The sequence below is a fragment of the Thalassotalea coralli genome (assembly GCF_055786205.1).
In genome coordinates this window covers 29,435-46,675 of sequence record NZ_JBVVBK010000002.1, presented here as the reverse complement: position 1 = coordinate 46,675, position 17,241 = coordinate 29,435, and the positions used below count along the sequence as shown (strand labels likewise).

Below are 17,241 nucleotides of genomic sequence, written 5' to 3'. Positions count from 1 at the left end.
AAGCATAAAGCGATATAAATTCTGGAGCATTAAAAAGTATAGACTTTTCACTAACTCGTTAGTTTGATAGAGAGTCGACTTAAACATACCAATGGCGAACACCTTAGCAATTGTTGTGATTTACTTAAATCCTAAATCGATTCCTAAGGCCTAAGCCTATGAGAAATATAAACACAAGGGATATAGAGGCGTGTACATAACTCCAAAGATAGTATTTATCGGGAATATCATCGCCAAATATTTTTTTTAATCCATCTGAGCGAGCAGATTTTGATAATGAAATAAATGGAGTAACTGTAGCTATTGAAACAACAGCAGCGGGTATAACGCCTATTGGTTTGGAGGCCGTAGCGTAGCTCATTGTATAGAGCATGAATACTACAATAGAAAAGACCAACCACAAAAAAGGTTTAACAATACTTTGACCATACCCACTACTTAGAGCGTATAAATAATCAAGAATTGACTGTGATGTAGTTAATTTATGCCAACGCTTTGCCCTTAATTCATCAGCGTGAAACGCTAAAACTCTAGCATTATCTTTATTGCTTTCAGCAATTTCTTTTAACCGACACAAGCGCTCACAATCATCATAATCTTTTGCCTTGTTCCCCAACCAAGTAGAAACTTTATCAAAGTCAACTTTCAAACCAGTAAAATCAACATGATTGTTTGTCTTAGATAGTCTTAAATCAGGTACACACTTAAATTCCCCCTTCAAAGTAAGAGTTTTTTCAAACGTCGCCCCCTTAAAAGTTAGCTCTCTTATCTTCTCTGGATCTTTTGGTTTAAAGATTAAGTGAGAGCTAGAGTTAACAAAGTCAAAACATACGATAGCCTCAAAAACTGAGGCGCTAAAGTCGGCTTTACCACTAAAAGTCGCATCATAAAAGTTCACATACTTTCTAAATGTTCCGAATTGGAAGTCAACAAAGCCGCTAATGGTTGCGCCCGAAAAAACCGCAACGTCGCTAAAGGTTGCACGAAAAAAGTTGACATTATCACTAAAGGTAGTGTTCGAAAAATTCGCTTTGCGGCTAAAGATTGCTCTCTCAAAATCAACGTAGGCACTAAAGGTTGCGTAAGGAAATCTCGCACTGCCGTTAAACGTTGTGCCCACAAAGCTTGTCTGATCGTTAAAGGATGTTTCACAAAAGTTCGCAAGGCTGTTAAAGGTTGTGCCAAAAAAGTCCGTACCGCCGCTAAAAGTTGCGCTATTAAAGTTCGTGTCGCCACTAAAAGTTGCCTTTGAAAAATTCGCATGGCCGCTAAATGTTCCGTTCTCAAAGCTCACGTCGCAGCTAAACGTAGCACACCTAAAACTCACGTCGCCGTTGAAGTTATACCCCTCGAAGTAACCAGCATCAATTAAAGCCCCTAAATTTGCTGTGTCTACATCCTGAGCCAAATTACAAATATCATCATAGTTAAATATCACATGAGAAAAGCAAACATCAGTATTGGGGTGAGCTTCCATATATATGTTCCAAGCATCTTTTCCCTTTAACCAAAGTAAAACCGCTTCTCGCCCTTTAATACTATAATTTGTTGTGCTTTCATCTACGGTTGTCTTTTCCATTTGATTCATCCTGTTCCTTAATATGTATGCTTCATGCATTTTTTCATACAAACAGCCACTTTTGTTAGTTTTTTTATTCAATTATGACTCGATATTAATTAAAGAATTAATAGTGTTACTAACAAGACTTTTGTTCGTTATTGTTAAACTTATTTTCATCTACATTTCTGGTTAAATCGTCTATCAAGTCTTCGAACTTCTGTTTCGTCTGTGTGTCCATAATGTCAGCTAATTAAATCAAATAAAATCGGTTAATCCCACCAATCTGGCTCAATTTCACCGTTGGCTAACTTCCTGCCATAAACCCAGTCATTTGCATTTGGTATTAATCGATCATTGTTTGTTGCTTGATTAAATCCTGCATTATCAAGTTGCTTAGCTTGATAAAAATCAATTTTGTAAGGCATATTGCGCCCAGCTTTGCGCGCAAAGCTTTGCGCAAAGTGCTTAATTTCGGCTTTCTTCTGAACTTTTTGCTTTTGTATTCGTTTGGGGTCTGGTTCCCCTATTCCATAACTGACTAATTGACCATCAAAAAGGTAATAAAATGAATCTTTCGTACTTATTACATGCCCTTTTTTCAGAACAAAAATATTTTCTTTTGATAACCCTAGCTTGCTGAGCTCTTTTTCAGCTCTAGTGGCTGTTGTACAAGGCGTACAGTTATTTCCACTAGTCCAAGAATGGTCAGCGGAGCTGACGGAATTAAGCCCCAAACGCTCGTTTTCTGCCGTCCCTTTGGCTTGTCTTTGCTCCCTCGTTTTTCTAATTATTGCGCTAAAATCCATTAACATCGGCTTAAATGCTGATAAATTAGCCTATACTTATAATTGAATTTTCTCACTATACACGATGAACATTGATATGATGGGTGCTCGAATGTTATCGAACACGGGATATTGCCATCATGGAAAGTAAAAAAGAAAGCAGTAAAAAAGAAAAAAGAAAAATCGACTTAACCCAGATAACAACGTTTGTGGGAACAGCTCTAATTCCAGCAACTATTGCAATAGTTGGTTATAACTACTCCGATGCTCTGAAAGAAAGAGAGTTAGAAGGAAAATTTGTAGAGTTGGCTGTTAAAATTTTATCTGAAACCCCAAGCGAAGGTGATAAGGATATTAGAACTTGGGCTACCAGTGTAATAAATAGATACTCCGGAGTCCCTTTAGGTGAAAGTGCTACCAAAAGCCTCATTCAAGAGAAGTCAATCGTGAAAAACAAATCTGCCATCGACAGCACTGCACAACGATATATTGTGGTTTTTATTCGTTACTTTTACCGTGATATCTACAGTTTTGAAGAAATGTTGTTTGATGACATAATCTCCACCTGGACCGTGTCTAAATTTGGGTTCCATTCGACCGGAAAATCCAAAGAACTTATAAATAAAGAGACTACAGAACTAGCAATAAAACTTGACGAATTTCTTAAGGCTCTTATGGGTGCCAACTATAAAAATGAAACTACTTATCAAATCGCAGTCACAGCTATTTCTGAGTTTTTGATTGTTGAAGATAACACTATTTATGATCTTGCAAAACTAGTAGATTCTCTCTATTTTTTTGAGGATAAATAGGTTCTGGTTGGGTAGATTAAGAAAATTCAGGTTCCAAAAAACAAATAGCGCAGTGTAAATTGCGGAAATTCGGAAGGCGCTACGTAATTTAGAAATTAATCTGTTTTGCTAGTTCTTCTGTTGCTCGCAAAGGTTTACGAGCTGCTTTTGATAAATCATTTAAAAGTTCTCGTTGTCTTTTCAAATGTAATTCTAAAGGATTAGGAACTGTATCCTTGTTAGCTTTGTAATTCATTTTTTCCTTTAGTGCCTGAGATAGCCAATCTCTATATTCAAGCACTACTTTGCAAAACTCTAAATGTGGCTCAAGTAACTCAGGAAAATATAGAGATTGTAGCATTTGTGCTTTATCAACTACTTGATCGTCATAGTCACTATCAACATCAAGCACCCTGTCAAATCCTTCATTTTGAAGGTGTTCTGTCGTTGCTGAAATATAGGTGTAATACATCTCTAATTTATTTCTTTTTATAGTTTCTAGCTCTTTTTCTCGCCATTTGCTGTGTTCAATTGACTGTTTAATTTCTTCAGATGTTGTAGTTGTTAAATCAACTTGTCTAATGATGGTTTTTAAATTGTCTTGTATTGCTTTATATTTTTCATTCTCTGACGCGCCCGTTTCAGCCTTTGCTTTTTCAACAAGAATATCTAAATTAGCTTTAATCGCTTTATATTTTTCATTCTCTGACGCATTTGATTCGGCTTGTGCTTTGTTTACCAGAATATCTAAATTAGCTTCAATTACTTTGTATTTTTCGTTCTCTGACACGTTTGCTTCAGCCTTTGCTTTTTTTACAAGAATATCTAGATTCGCTTCAATCGTTTTAAGCTCACCCAGCTTTTTACCGCCTCCTTGATAAAACCCTCCGATGAACGAAACGATAAAACCAATACAAATCAGAAATAAGTACAGTAGCCAGTTATCTATTAATGTATCATTCATAGCCTCAATAACAGCTTGTTTAACTACTTCTTTATCCATGGTTAATCCCTATAGTTTTAAATGACTTTGAGCTTCACTGGCTCATTTGAAGACACTGCTTTTCTTGATTCAATTTTGCTAGTAACTCTTGAATTTTCAGAATTCAGATAATACCGTTTTTCTTCTTGCGGTTTTGGTTTAAGTTGTTTATCCGTAAATTTTATAACTACAGTGTCAGTAAAAGTGACACTTAGTTTAAGTATTCTATGTTCAACATGTGCCGAACGTATAGGCAAAAACTATATTTCAAATAAATAAAGTATTGCGATCAATATGTTCGGTATGTTTTTCTATCTAGCCGACATGGCTAGCAATTCACACATCTACACACAACCTTTACTATAATCATTATTAAGTGATTGTACTTATTGTCATGAGAAAGTCATGCTCTGATCATCTTAAATGGGTATTTGTTAACCGCTTGACTAAATTCCGTTGCAATTATTAACAGACAGTACTATGCTTAAGATTAAGTGGTCAGACCTCTTAAGCAAAATTTTAAAAAGGTGAAATGTGGAATTACTAACTTGGATAATAGGTGCGATAGCTGTTATTGGCTTTATGCTATATAACCGCGTGTCGTTGCCGACGTTTACTTTATCGTTTGCCGGCTTTTTAGCGCTAGGCACATTCTTCGGCCCTCTCGGCTTTTGGACATGGTTACTCTTTGCCATCGTCGCTATTCCAGTGAATGTTAAGAGTTTTCGAAAAGAAAAAATCAGCCAACCTCTACTGCGTATGTTCCAAAAGATCATGCCAGAAATGTCTAGCACGGAAAAAGAAGCTATCGATGCAGGTACAACCTGGTTTGAAGCTGATTTATTTCGTGGTGCTCCAGATTGGCAGAAACTACATAACTTCCCTCAACCGCGTTTAACTGCTGAAGAACAAGCGTTTATCGACGGTCCTGTAGAAACTGTTTGTCGTATGGTTGACGATTGGGATACGACTCATAATCGTGCAGACATGCCTCCTGAAGTATGGCAATACTTAAAAGACAATAAATTCTTTGCGATGATCATCAAACGCCAATACGGCGGTTTAGAGTTTAGTGCTTATGCCCAGTCTCGTGTTTTACAAAAACTTTCCGGTGTTAGCACAGTGTTAGCGAGTACCGTAGGTGTTCCAAACTCTTTAGGCCCAGGCGAGTTGTTGCAACATTACGGTACTAAAGAGCAGCAAGACCACTATTTACCACGCTTAGCAAAAGGTGAAGAAATCCCTTGTTTTGCTTTAACGAGCCCAGAAGCGGGTTCAGACGCTGGCGCTATTCCTGATTTTGGTATTGTGTGCGAAGGCGAATTTGAAGGCGAAACGGTTCTTGGTATGAAGCTTACTTGGAACAAGCGATATATTACGCTTGCGCCAGTTGCGACCGTATTGGGCTTAGCATTTAAATTACGCGATCCTGACGGATTACTTGGTGATACCGAAGACTTAGGCATTACTTGTGCACTAATTCCGACCGATATTGAAGGTGTTGAAACCGGTCGCCGCCACTTCCCATTAAACGTTCCATTTCAAAACGGCCCAACTAAAGGCAACGAAGTATTCGTACCGTTAGACTTTATTATTGGTGGTCCTAAAATGGCCGGACAAGGCTGGCGTATGCTAGTTGAATGTTTATCTGTTGGCCGTGCAATTACCTTGCCTTCTAACAGTGCTGGTGCAACTAAATCGATTGCCCTAGCAACAGGTGCATACAGCCGAATTCGTCGTCAATTCAAATTACCAATTGGTAAAATGGAAGGTGTTGAAGAGCCGTTAGCACGTATCGGCGGTAACGCATACCTTATGGATGCCGTTACAACTCTATCCACGGGCGCTATCGATATGGGCGAAAAGCCTTCTGTAGTGTCGGCTATTTGTAAATATCACCTTACTGAAAAACTACGTACAGCCATTATCGACTCGATGGACATCCATGGCGGTAAAGGTATTTGTATGGGCCCTAATAACTATTTAGGACGTGGATACCAAGGTGCGCCTGTTGCCATTACGGTGGAAGGTGCAAATATCTTAACGCGTAGCATGATTATTTACGGTCAAGGAGCTATCCGTTGTCATCCTTACGTTCTAGCTGAGTTATCTGCAGCCAACAATGAAGATGAAAGACAAGCACTTGAAGATTTTGATCACGCGTTATTTGGTCATATCGGATTTGCTATGAGCAACATCGCTCGCAGTAAATGGTTAGCTTGGAGCGGTTCGCGTTTTGTTTCTGCACCATATAACGATTTTACCCGTCGCTACTATCAGTTATTGACACGATTTAGCTCTAACCTTGCTATGTTGTCGGATATTGCGATGTTAACGCTAGGCGGAGATTTGAAGCGCCGCGAACGTGTATCAGCGCGTTTGGGTGATATTCTTAGCTACTTATATTTAGCAAGTGCAAGCTTAAAGCGCTTTGATGACCAAGGCCGTCAACACCAAGACCAAGCATTAGTAGCCTGGGCTGTTGAAGATAGCTTATACCGTTGTCAGGAAGCTATCGACGAACTTATTGCGAACTTCCCTAATAAAGCAGTAGCTATTGCACTTAGATTAGCTATTTTCCCATTTGGCACTTGGTTGAAGAAACCAAGCGACAAAATCGACCATAAAGTTTCACGTATATTACAAACACCAAGCGAGGCAAGAAGCCGCCTTGGCCAAGGTCAGTACTTAACTGATGACGGTGAAAACTTAATGGGCCAATTGGAAACAGCATTAACTAGCTTGATTGCCTGTGAACCTATTTACGACAAGATTTGTAAAGAAGCTGGCGAAAAGTTCCCGTTCTACTATCTAGACAGATTAGCAGACAAAGGCTTATCCTTATCCGTTATTTCAGAGCAAGAAGCTGAACAACTTCGTGAAGCTGAGAAATTACGTTTACAAGTCATTAGTGTAGATGATTTCGATTCAAGCGAATTAGTGTCAGGCCCTTTTGCCCAGTCACAAGCAAGTTAATCTAAACTTCATTCAGTAGTACAAAAAAGGAAGCCAAATGGCTTCCTTTTTTATTCGAAAAATTTTTAGCGTTAACGAAAAGATTACTTATCTCCACGCCCCATAAATTTCTTCTCTTCGGTGTTTATTTTCACGACATCACCAGTAGAAATATGCTCAGGTACCTGAATTACAAGGCCAGTGCTTAGCGTTGCAGGCTTAGTTCGTGAAGTCGCTGAAGCACCTTTAATTGATGGGTCAGTTTCTAATACTTCCAACTCAACACTTGAAGGTAAGTCTAAACCTACCGGATTGCCATCAACTAAAATAACTTGAATGCCTGCCGTAGATTCATTGATGAATAACACTTCATCAGCGATTGAATCTTTGTTTAAGTTATATGGCGTGTAATCTTCGTTATCCATGAACACGTATTCTTCGCCATCTAAGTATGAAAACATCGCTGGACGACGGATTAAATCAGCATAATTTAACATGTCGACATCTTTAAACGTTTCATCCACTTTACCGCCAGTAACCACATCATACATACGCATACGATATAAACTACCACCAGCTCTACCTTGCGGTACTGAACGCTCAATATCTTTAATAATATATACGCCACCATTATGTTCAATGGCTTGGTTTTTCTTTACTTCACTTGCCTTTGGCATAAGTTTTACCTTTTTATATTGTGTTTAGTGACAACAAGCTTATTTCGCGATCGTCAATTGTTCTGTCGATATAATATAGTTTAATCCGCTGATCACAACCTCTGCTTGCGCTCTATTACAATTTTCATCATCTACTAGCGGGCTATCTGGGTAGACCTCAGTCGTAGTAACAAATGGCGCATTGGTCATTCCCATACATAACCCCAAAGGTTTCGCCGCATAATTAATAACACCGAACTGTTCTAACTCAACACCTATCAATTGGCCATTGTCATCAGCTGGTGCAATGTGTGTTACTTTCTCAACCGCTTCGATAATCGCTTTTTGTAATGCCGGCTCAGGCTTTTCACTGTCGCCTACAAGGTAAAAACCGTCTGGAATATTCCAGTTGCTATGTACCTCTGCATCTCTAGCGGCTAACGCAGGTCTGAATTCACTGTTATCGGTATCGGTTGTTTCATGCAAATCGAAATGAGCAATAATGCTATCGCCATATGCTGAGATTGCCGCCATTAATGCTGCTGACTCTTCTGCGGGTGAGTCTTGATAAAATGAACGATTAGGGTCAATAGCCTGAGGGTTCCAGCGATTAATGGTTTCATAGCCCCACGGGCTGACACAAGGTGCAATGACAAAGTTAACCTTGTCTGTAAAGTTTTTGGCGAACTGCTCAGCAAATAAAAGCGCGCCGTGTACACCACTGGTTTCATAGCCATGAACACCGCCAGTAACAACAACTACCGGTTTGTTAGTATCAAAGCCTTTGCTTTCAAGTAAAAACAAAGGGTACTTTTCGCTGTTTTCAGATAACGAACCATATTGCTTAACCGAAAATTGATCCGATAATGCGTTAATTTTTGTGACCACTTCTTCAAGGTAACTGCGCTTAATCGTTTGCAGGCTATACCATTGTTGCTTTTCGGCTGCTCCCCACTTTTCTCCAGGCGTTCCTATAGGATATTGATTAGCTTGTGTCATCACTTTTCTCAAGACGTTAAAAAGTCGCATCATACACAATATTTTGTAGATTCGCAGCGCAAGAATGTTAGAACCTGACTTTATTTCAGAATCTTACCTGTTTCTTACTTTGTTACGTTTTTCTATTCTGGTTTATTTTTATTCATGCTAGCCTTAATAAAAATGATTGTTTTCATAACCTTGGAATAAACCATGAAAAAGTTAAATCAAAGCGCGTTACTTGGCTTTGCGCTTTTGGTCTGCGGCAGTTCGCTAGCTCAGCAATACGAATACGAAAAGTTAGGTCCACCAAGAAAACTTACGGATCAGCAAGCAAAAGTAGCAGAGCAAAACTACCAAAAATACTGTTCTTTATGTCATGGCGCGGATCGCGAAGGACACGCCAATGATCATGCACCGTCTTTGCGCAGCAAAAGTTTGTTTCAATCGGGTGTTCCTCATGCAGTTTTAAGACCAATGCAATATGGCAGAGAAGGCACAGCAATGGGCGGCTATTTAGATGAAGTTGGTGGCCCAATGACACTAGATGAAACATGGGACTTAACCTATTGGCTATTTGAGATGTCAGGCGCACAGCGAGTAAAGCTTTCCACGTTACCTGTTAAAGGCGATATAAAATCTGGTGAAGCTCTATATCAAAAGAACTGTTCGACCTGTCATGGTGTGAAAGGAGAAGGCGTCAATGCACCTGCTCTTGCTAACCCTTCAGCGCTAGCGCACAACACCGATGAAGTTATTCGATATGCCATTAGACACGGACGACAAGACACACCTATGCAAGCTTTTGAAGACAAGCTTTCATCACAAGAAATCGATAACATAACCGCCTTTTTACGCAGTAAGGCAAGTGGCTGGACTCAGGACAAACCTGTACTTCAAGCCTTACCTACCCCAGACGAATATGTAGTAAACCCTACAGGTGAAGACCCTAACTTCACCTTAAAAGACAACATGTATGTCATGTCTAAAGATTTAAACCAAGCCTTGATAGAAAAGAAAAAAATGGTGTTATTCGACACTAGAGTTACGTCAGTTTGGCAAACTGCCCATATAGAAGGCTCAGTACCACTGCCCTATTATGCCGACCTTGACGAAATGGTAGAAGACATACCGACAGATGTGCAAATTATTGCTTATTGTTCTTGTCCTCGAGCTGCTGCTGATCATGTAATCAATAAGCTTCGCCGCAAAGGCTATACGCGCACAGCGGTACTCTGGGAGGGAATATTTGGCTGGATGAACTTAGGTTACCCGGTAACACGAGGTGATATCGAAGGCGTAAGATAAACGGCAGTATGTGCTTGCTAAAGTATTAGCTAAAAGCACAGGCTTAAAAGCAAGTTATCATAAGAATAGTTATAGAAACTGCGTCAAAAAACCGCTTACGATTAACTTTACAATACAAGAGAATGATAGTTAAAAGGAGTCTGATATGAAGTATGTACGATTAGGCAGCAGTGACATGGAAGTTTCACGTGTTTGCCTTGGCACGATGACTTGGGGAGTACAAAACTCTCAAGAAGATGCCAATGAACAATTAGATTTAGCGCAATACCATGGCGTAAACTTTATTGACACAGCAGAAATGTACGCTGTTCCTCCATCACCTGAAACCTACGGTAAAACAGAAGCTATTATTGGAAATTATTTAGCTGCAAATCCTAGCCGTCGCCAGCAGTTAATCATCGCCTCAAAGATTGCAGGCCCTGGATTACCTTATATTCGAGGCGGAAAGCCCTTTGATGGTAAAAGCCTAGAAGTCGCGGTGAATGATTCGTTACAAAGACTACAAACAGATTATATTGATCTGTACCAGCTACACTGGCCTTGTTATGCCTCGCCTCATTTTGCTAAACACTGGCCGAATCATCTTAGCTTAACTGACTTCAATGCCGAGCAAGAAAAAGAGCGTATGCTTGATGTACTTGAAGGCTTGCAACGCTGTGTAGCTGCTGGGAAAATTCGCGCGTGTGGCTTATCAAACGACACGCCATGGGGCATTCACCAATACTTAACACTCGCAAAAGAACATAAGCTACCCAGAATGGTGTCTGTACAAAATGAATTTAGCTTACTCCACACCAAAGATTGGCCTTATGTGATTGAAACCTGTGTTCATGAAGATTTAGCCTACCTACCTTGGTCACCGCTTGCGACTGGTATTCTTTCGGGTAAATATTTGGATGGTAACAGACCAGATGGCAGTCGATGGACTTTAATGCAAAGACATGGCTTATTTCGAGATACCCCACAAGTTAACCAAGCTATTTCAAGCTTTGTGTCTCTTGCCAAACAAATGGGTAAATCGCCTGCTCAGCTTGCGTTACAATGGGTTGACCAAGTCAATGGGGTAACATCAACCATTATTGGCGCTACATCAACAACACAGCTTGAAGAAAACCTTTCTGCATTCAACGAAGAATTGACACAAGAGCAACAAGCTAGTGTGTTAAGCTGGCTAAAAGACAATCATCAACCCTACTAAATGATCGCAATTTATATAGGTTGATTTTTGTAACTGGTAAAACGTTTTATTTAGACATCAAGTAAGCTTTTAGTCATTTGCAAAGAATGACTAAAAGTTAAACTTCCCCCCCTTTTAACATTACAATTATTTTACACTTGAGCTACATCGCTTCTTAACGACAGAGCTCAAAAACTCAAGAAACAAGGCAAGTGAACAACAAAACCCCTTATTTTATGGGATTTTAAATTTTATATTCGAAAAGACGTCAAATCCTTTGTTCCTCTAACCTCGACTGAATTAACACAACAAAGTTAATTTTATATTAAAACGTTGTAAAATTTATTGCATACAATATACTCTAACTGTGTACTAAGTACACTACTAATAAAAATTACAAACTCAATTCTAGAGGAATATACCGTGAAAATTTCACACAGTTTGCTTTGTGCTAGCATCATGCTCGGCGCTGGCACAGGAAATGTTATAGCGAAAGAACACGCAGGAGCTTTAGCTAAGTCGCTATCCCATGCTCAACAAAGTACTTCGTCTTTAAATAAAGGCTTTAATCCACCTCGAACTATGTCTCCGCAACAATTTCAAGAGTTGATGCGAGCAGATAAATCGTTAGACAGTATTTATAAAAATAATGGTCATCCGGTGAAGAAGTTCAGACAAGCAACAGATAGCCTGATGAGCTCTGTTACAGCAGGATGTTCAGCGGCAAGCGATTTATCGGGCCTAGCTGGAGAAGACTTAATCTCTGCCGTAAAAGGTGGCGACTTAAATAACTGTTTATATGGATTATTTAATACATCTTGGGTAGGCACAGACGTTTTTTCTGATCAAAGCTTACTAACGATTGTCGGCGCAATAAACACAGCGTTAAATACATATGATGCAACAAACGCAACCCAAGCAGCCGAACTTGAAAAACTGGTTATTTATTTACGTGCGATGCACTGGGCTGAATGGGGTAACAATCGTGTTTTTCCAACAGAATACCTTACGGGTTTAGAACAAGCATTTACTAGCTACTTTTCAAGTAATGCCTTTGACACTTATAACGGAAGCGCGACCAGAAACTTTATGCTTCGTTATGAAATGCTCATTTTAGTCGATAGTTCAGGTACTAATCGTATCCCTTATATTACTGACATGACAGGCTCTTTATTGGGCTATGCGAATTCCGTTTCTAGAACTGATGATTGGGGTGTGTACTATGAAGAAAATGGTGTAACGCGCATTTTAACGCACTTGTTCAACGCTTCAAGTGATCAAACGGCTGAGCTAGAGCAAGAGGCGCTTAATAACCCTGCGATAGTCAATAACTTAAAACAGTTTGTCGATACTGACGGTAAATGGTTAGTGGGTCATACACGCGAATATCAATGGTCTGATAGTGTAAACGAACTCTCTCGCTTCCTTCGTTTTGGTGGTAGTATCGCCGATGCTGTTCGTCCAAGTATTCAAGCGATATTATCTGATTACAGTCATGTTGGTGCAGGCAGCCAAGGCTGGCTAAATGCTCAAGCAGCGGTCGGTTTCTACGACAGCGCAAATTGCGACCTGTATGGCGATGCATGTAGCTTCAGTTTAGAAGATGCAATCCTGTCTGGAAACCACACCTGTAGTTCTAGCTTAAAAATTCGTTTCCAAGAACCAATTTCAAACGAAAACCTTACCAGCATGTGTCAAAGCTTGTCGCAAAAAGAACAAGAGTTTCATCAAATGTTTGGAACGAACAGCAATACTCCTGTAGCTAATGATGAAAACACCGATTTAGAAGTGGTTGTATTTAGCTCTTACAACGACTACGAACGTTACGCAGGCACATTTTTCGGCATAGGTACAGATAACGGTGGTATGTATTTAGAAGGAAATCCGTGGGAAACAGGCAATCAAGCCAGATTTATTGCTCACCAAGCAACATGGCTACCTGAATTCCAAGTATGGAACCTAGAGCACGAATATATTCACTACTTAGATGGCCGATTCAATAAGTGGGGAAGCTATAGCCAGCAACCAGCAAACACCGTTTGGTGGTCTGAAGGATTAGCGGAATATCTGTCACAACCTAACAATAATCCAAATGCTTTAAACGTTGCGTTAAATGGCACCTATCAACTAAGTGATTTATTTCAAACCACTTATGACAATGGCGACACCGAGCGTGTCTATCATTGGGGTTACCTAAGCGTACGTTACATGATGGAAGAGCAGCCAAGTGAAATAGAAAATACCCTATTACCTACTTTGCGCGCGAAAAAGCAAGCCCTACCTGCAGGTGATTGTACCTTTGATTGGCGCTGGGAGCGCAAAACCACAGCAGCAGAAAACAATTGGTTTTATGCTCACGACGATAGCGAATGGGCATCAGGCTCGTGGGTGTGGACATGTGGTCAACCGTTAGAAGAAAACCCAGTTATTCCTTCATTTACACCTTACCAAGATATTTTAACGACGTGGGGAACGAATTTTGATGCGGATTTCAATGAATGGCTAGCATGTGTCGTTGCAGGCAATGGTGAATGTGTTGCTCAAGAATCGAATCCTGCTGACATAGATGGTAATAACGCAGTCGATATTCGGGACATCAACTTATTTAGAAGCATGCTAAGAAACCCGACTGATCTATCGTTAGATTTAGACTTTAACCAAGACGGCCGAGTAAACAACAGAGATCTTCGACCAATGATGCAGCTTTGTGATTTACCTCGCTGTGCAATCGCTCAATAATAATTAGGAAGTAACAATGAAAAAAATAATCGCTCTATTCACTTTTATGGTGAGCATGTCTACTCAAGCAACGTTGATTTCGCTCGAATTTGACAAAGACACTTACCAGCAGAATGAAACAATCACAGGCCAACTAGTAGCAAACAACGTTACTGATACCTTAGGCTTATTCGCAGCAGAAATTAACTTCAATGAGTTAGAATTGATGTTAACAGGCTGGTCTTTCGGCAATGGCTTTGATGATGGCTTAGGTAGCTTCCCTTTTGCTGATGATTTTGTACCTGGTACCTTATTTTTATCAGATGCAGCTGACTTTTTTGCCGATGAGGCTGTGATAGCAGCAAATCAAGGAACATCATTTGTGTTAGCGAGTTTTACCTTCACGGCACAATCATTAGGCATTCATACTGTAAACCTAGCAGGTGGCGCTGAATTCGTCGATTTTGCCAATGTAAACATCGAAACTTTTGGTCCACAATCAGCTAGCTTCGCAGTCGTTTCAGAGCCATTAAGTGCAGCGTTAATGTTAACTGGCTTATTATTCTTAAGAAGAAAAGTTTAGATAACTAAGAAAACCCTAGTTACTTAACATTGAAAAGGGCTTACCAATTTACATGGTAAGCCCTTTTTCTACATTTGCTACTGTCTATTGCTGTTAATTCGAACTCGTTAATTGGCTATGATCAAACTTTCCTAACCTCAAAAAATGAATCATTTGAGAGATAACATTATCATCCCTTTTCATCGAAGCATGACCAACGGGCAGCACAATAAAATCGTTCATTGATGGTAATTTTGCAGACTCTACTGAAACAACACCATCGTTAGCAGAATCAAAATACTCCTTTGAGTACCAAGAGTCTAAACTTCCAGCTATAACGCCAATATTTGCGTCAATTGGGTTAATTGTTGCACCTAGCGTCCCCTTTCCTGTGTGCAGTGCTTCTCCAACTTCTCCAGCAAAGCTCATTAAAAAGGTTTCTTGATAAGCATTGGCGATTTCGCTTCCTTTATTGGGCGTACCGATCAGAATAACTTCACCTAAATTGGTAATATTCGCTCTTTTATCAGGTTGTGATAAATAATGACGAATAACTAAGCCCCCTAATGAATGGCCGACAAAATGTGTTTTTAGTTTCCGGTCAATACATTCATCAATTTGTTCATCTGTCTCTTGCCAAAGCGCGTCAATTTCAACACCAACAGTGTCATAATCTAATGTACATACGTGATAATTAGCTTCATGAAGTGCGCTTTTCATTTTTCTTAACGCACTGTCGCTTCGCCCAAAGCCGTGAATTAATATCACTTGCTCATTTTTAGCGGTAGCTAGATTAAGCGGAGATACACAGCCAGTTAATGCCAAAACTGCGCTTAACTGCAATAAAACAAAAGCTCTATGCCAATTCGCCTTAATAAGCGTTTTTATCAAATTATTCAGAACAAATACCACTCAAGATTCAAGTACATCCAATAACTTAGTACCCAAAGCTAAATTGCTTTTTAGCGACTAAACTTAGTTAATTCAATAAGCCTGAGATGTAAGGTGCAACATCATCAATTGTTCGACAATCGTTTGGAATCGACACACTTAAATAACCATCGCCAACAAATGCGCGATCAATTTCAATCAAAACGCCTGTTTCCTCACCATTATCAACAAAAGTAACTTCGAGCTCTTTTGCACCAAAAAAAGAACGAGATTCTGGCTTAAACTCATATTCTTGATAACAAGGTAAATGCGATGCAAAGCCATTACCACGCACGCCACCTTGTTCAATGTCTACTTTAAATAAACGATAGCCTTGCTGAGAGATGTAATCTAATACTGCTAACTGGGTATCAGAAGGTTCAATGTGCAATGGATCTTTGTCAGAGCCATCAATTCCCATTTTGATATCTAAGCCTGTTTGCAACCAACACTTAGAAATTGACTGACCAAATAGCGTGGTTGCAGGCACTTCGCTATGAAGTGGCAAGGTAAATTGTTGTGTAATCACCTCACCTGGCTGAACAATGATATCTAACGGTTGATGCCAATGTTGTAACACCATGTTCTTGTTATACTCAACTTCCTCTTCACCTACTTGTGATTCCGCTTTAACTTGTGCCATAACAGCAAGCTCAATCGCTTGAAGTTCTTGCTCAACATCACCACCGGTAATGATCACTTCAATATCAAAATTTTCACCGGCACGTAAAACATCTGTCAATAAAATTGTATCTACTTTCGCTTTACCTATTCCTACACTCGCTAAGATTTTTTTTAGCATATTACCTCTCCATTAATCACAAAGGTCTATCTCTAATTGATATTTGTTGCGTGGGCGCTGTTTTCAACAGCCATTCGTAAATAAACAAACTATTACTAAGTTTGCTATATGAAAATTGATTTAAATTTAGGGGGCTGTAGAGGATACGTCAAAACTAAAATGTAACGATTAGTGTGGGGCGTTCTAGATACGCGTAGATAAAGAGCTGTTAAATGCTTGGCTAACATTAGCGACGATGAACCACAAGCCACGGGTTGTTTGCTCATCACTGCTGGCAAAATAAGACTGAGGCTTTTTATTTGTCTAAACAGAGATGAGCAATTACAGGTAATTTATATCTAGCTAATACTAACCATTATTGTTGGGTAACGTTTTCCAAGTTTACACTGCCCGAGCCATCACCTAACAAAGTGAATTTGTCAGCATTAGCCACGTAAATACTGCCCGAGCCATCATTTACTTTTACTTCGCCAATAACGTCTGTCACGCGAATGCTTCCAGAGCCATCGTCAATATCTACATTTCCTTTATTAGATTCAATGCTAATCGAGCCTGAACCGTCGTTAATTACTAGCGCAGTATGATTGTCTTTTACAATAATTGAGCCGGAGCCGTCATCTATCACTGCAATTGTGGCATTTTCAACGGTAATAGAACCAGAGCCATCTTCAATCTTCGTTTTAAGTGAGCTAGGTAACCATACCGTCACATCAACTCTGGTTTGAGAATTGTGGTGACATGAGTTGGCTTTTAATTCAGCAGTGCTTCCTTTTTCTTCAAGTGCTAAACAATAATCCTCTTCTATTCCTTCTTTTTGATAAACATCTGCCAATACTTCAATGTTATCTTGATTACCGCCAATTACAGTTAACTTGCCTGAGCCGGCATCAATATTAAAGCTACTAATGCTGTCGGCATCTAGCTTTAAGGTTTTGCTGTCTACTTTTACGTAATCATCACCTTCATGACCATAATGAAAAGCCATAAGTGAAGAACTTGTCAGTAATAAAGCCATTGTCATCATCTTGTTCATTTT

14 protein-coding genes are annotated in these 17,241 nt (G+C 39.6%); 6 read left to right on the top strand and 8 right to left on the bottom strand.

From position 1 onward, the window contains the following. Window positions 1-124: 124 nt before the first annotated feature. Together ACOB80_RS05545 and ACOB80_RS05540 are read right to left on the bottom strand one after the other, a co-directional pair. Window positions 125-1,588: a pentapeptide repeat-containing protein gene (locus ACOB80_RS05545; protein ID WP_473164829.1), complete on the bottom strand. Its 1,464-nt coding sequence runs from the start codon at window positions 1,586-1,588 to the stop codon at window positions 125-127. Window positions 1,589-1,830: 242 nt separating this feature from the next. Next, window positions 1,831-2,367: a hypothetical protein gene (locus ACOB80_RS05540; RefSeq protein WP_473164828.1), complete on the bottom strand. Its 537-nt coding sequence runs from the start codon at window positions 2,365-2,367 to the stop codon at window positions 1,831-1,833. A 119-nt stretch (window positions 2,368-2,486) separates the two neighbouring features. Between ACOB80_RS05540 and ACOB80_RS05535 the strand changes: the two genes are divergently transcribed. After that, on the top strand, window positions 2,487-3,158 hold the full coding sequence (locus tag ACOB80_RS05535) for a hypothetical protein (RefSeq protein ID WP_473164827.1): 672 nt from the start codon (window positions 2,487-2,489) through the stop codon (window positions 3,156-3,158). Window positions 3,159-3,246: 88 nt separating this feature from the next. Here ACOB80_RS05535 and ACOB80_RS05530 read toward each other — a convergent pair whose 3' ends face one another. Then, window positions 3,247-4,140: a hypothetical protein gene (locus tag ACOB80_RS05530; protein ID WP_473164826.1), complete on the bottom strand. Its 894-nt coding sequence runs from the start codon at window positions 4,138-4,140 to the stop codon at window positions 3,247-3,249. A 513-nt stretch (window positions 4,141-4,653) separates the two neighbouring features. Here ACOB80_RS05530 and fadE point away from each other — a divergent pair. Continuing rightward, complete coding sequence (gene fadE, locus ACOB80_RS05525) at window positions 4,654-7,095, top strand: acyl-CoA dehydrogenase FadE (RefSeq protein WP_473164825.1); 2,442 nt, start codon at window positions 4,654-4,656, stop codon at window positions 7,093-7,095. 83 nt (window positions 7,096-7,178) lie between these two features. On the opposite strand, the gene efpL is transcribed toward fadE, so the two are convergent. Then, entirely contained in the window at window positions 7,179-7,751 is a 573-nt protein-coding gene (gene efpL / locus ACOB80_RS05520; RefSeq protein WP_473164824.1) for an elongation factor P-like protein EfpL, read from the bottom strand. Between the two features lie 39 nt (window positions 7,752-7,790). Continuing rightward, window positions 7,791-8,762, bottom strand: coding sequence for a M14 family zinc carboxypeptidase (locus ACOB80_RS05515; protein WP_473164823.1), 972 nt, complete (start codon window positions 8,760-8,762; stop codon window positions 7,791-7,793). Window positions 8,763-8,921: 159 nt separating this feature from the next. Between ACOB80_RS05515 and ACOB80_RS05510 the strand changes: the two genes are divergently transcribed. From ACOB80_RS05510 to ACOB80_RS05495, 4 genes are all read left to right on the top strand, one after another. Next, complete coding sequence (locus ACOB80_RS05510) at window positions 8,922-10,016, top strand: c-type cytochrome (protein ID WP_473164822.1); 1,095 nt, start codon at window positions 8,922-8,924, stop codon at window positions 10,014-10,016. A 145-nt stretch (window positions 10,017-10,161) separates the two neighbouring features. Continuing rightward, window positions 10,162-11,214 carry an aldo/keto reductase gene (locus tag ACOB80_RS05505; protein ID WP_473164821.1) on the top strand — a complete coding sequence of 351 codons (1,053 nt, stop codon included), beginning with the start codon at window positions 10,162-10,164 and terminating at the stop codon, window positions 11,212-11,214. Window positions 11,215-11,616: 402 nt separating this feature from the next. After that, complete coding sequence (locus ACOB80_RS05500) at window positions 11,617-13,932, top strand: collagenase (RefSeq protein ID WP_473164820.1); 2,316 nt, start codon at window positions 11,617-11,619, stop codon at window positions 13,930-13,932. Window positions 13,933-13,948: 16 nt separating this feature from the next. After that, window positions 13,949-14,494, top strand: a complete 546-nt coding sequence (locus tag ACOB80_RS05495) for a hypothetical protein (protein ID WP_473164819.1) — start codon at window positions 13,949-13,951, stop codon at window positions 14,492-14,494. 93 nt (window positions 14,495-14,587) lie between these two features. Here the strand turns inward: ACOB80_RS05495 and ACOB80_RS05490 are convergent, their stop codons facing one another. From ACOB80_RS05490 to ACOB80_RS05480, 3 genes are all read right to left on the bottom strand, one after another. Beyond that, window positions 14,588-15,316: an esterase/lipase family protein gene (locus ACOB80_RS05490; RefSeq protein ID WP_473164818.1), complete on the bottom strand. Its 729-nt coding sequence runs from the start codon at window positions 15,314-15,316 to the stop codon at window positions 14,588-14,590. 136 nt (window positions 15,317-15,452) lie between these two features. Then, entirely contained in the window at window positions 15,453-16,205 is a 753-nt protein-coding gene (locus tag ACOB80_RS05485) for a sporulation protein (protein WP_473164817.1), read from the bottom strand. Between the two features lie 355 nt (window positions 16,206-16,560). Next, on the bottom strand, window positions 16,561-17,238 hold the full coding sequence (locus tag ACOB80_RS05480; protein WP_473164816.1) for a DUF4097 family beta strand repeat-containing protein: 678 nt from the start codon (window positions 17,236-17,238) through the stop codon (window positions 16,561-16,563). Between the last annotated feature and the right edge of the window lie 3 nt (window positions 17,239-17,241).

Excerpts from the sequence above, each read along its gene's own strand:
- ACOB80_RS05545 (WP_473164829.1), bottom strand. The coding sequence starts at position 1,588 with ATGAATCAAATGGAAAAGACAACCGTAGATGAAAGCACAACAAATTAT.
- ACOB80_RS05540 (WP_473164828.1), bottom strand. The coding sequence starts at position 2,367 with ATGGATTTTAGCGCAATAATTAGAAAAACGAGGGAGCAAAGACAAGCC.
- ACOB80_RS05535 (WP_473164827.1), top strand. The coding sequence starts at position 2,487 with ATGGAAAGTAAAAAAGAAAGCAGTAAAAAAGAAAAAAGAAAAATCGAC.
- ACOB80_RS05530 (WP_473164826.1), bottom strand. The coding sequence starts at position 4,140 with ATGGATAAAGAAGTAGTTAAACAAGCTGTTATTGAGGCTATGAATGAT.
- efpL (WP_473164824.1), bottom strand. The coding sequence starts at position 7,751 with ATGCCAAAGGCAAGTGAAGTAAAGAAAAACCAAGCCATTGAACATAAT.
- ACOB80_RS05515 (WP_473164823.1), bottom strand. The coding sequence starts at position 8,762 with ATGATGCGACTTTTTAACGTCTTGAGAAAAGTGATGACACAAGCTAAT.
- ACOB80_RS05510 (WP_473164822.1), top strand. The coding sequence starts at position 8,922 with ATGAAAAAGTTAAATCAAAGCGCGTTACTTGGCTTTGCGCTTTTGGTC.
- ACOB80_RS05505 (WP_473164821.1), top strand. The coding sequence starts at position 10,162 with ATGAAGTATGTACGATTAGGCAGCAGTGACATGGAAGTTTCACGTGTT.
- ACOB80_RS05495 (WP_473164819.1), top strand. The coding sequence starts at position 13,949 with ATGAAAAAAATAATCGCTCTATTCACTTTTATGGTGAGCATGTCTACT.
- ACOB80_RS05485 (WP_473164817.1), bottom strand. The coding sequence starts at position 16,205 with ATGCTAAAAAAAATCTTAGCGAGTGTAGGAATAGGTAAAGCGAAAGTA.
- ACOB80_RS05480 (WP_473164816.1), bottom strand. The coding sequence starts at position 17,238 with ATGAACAAGATGATGACAATGGCTTTATTACTGACAAGTTCTTCACTT.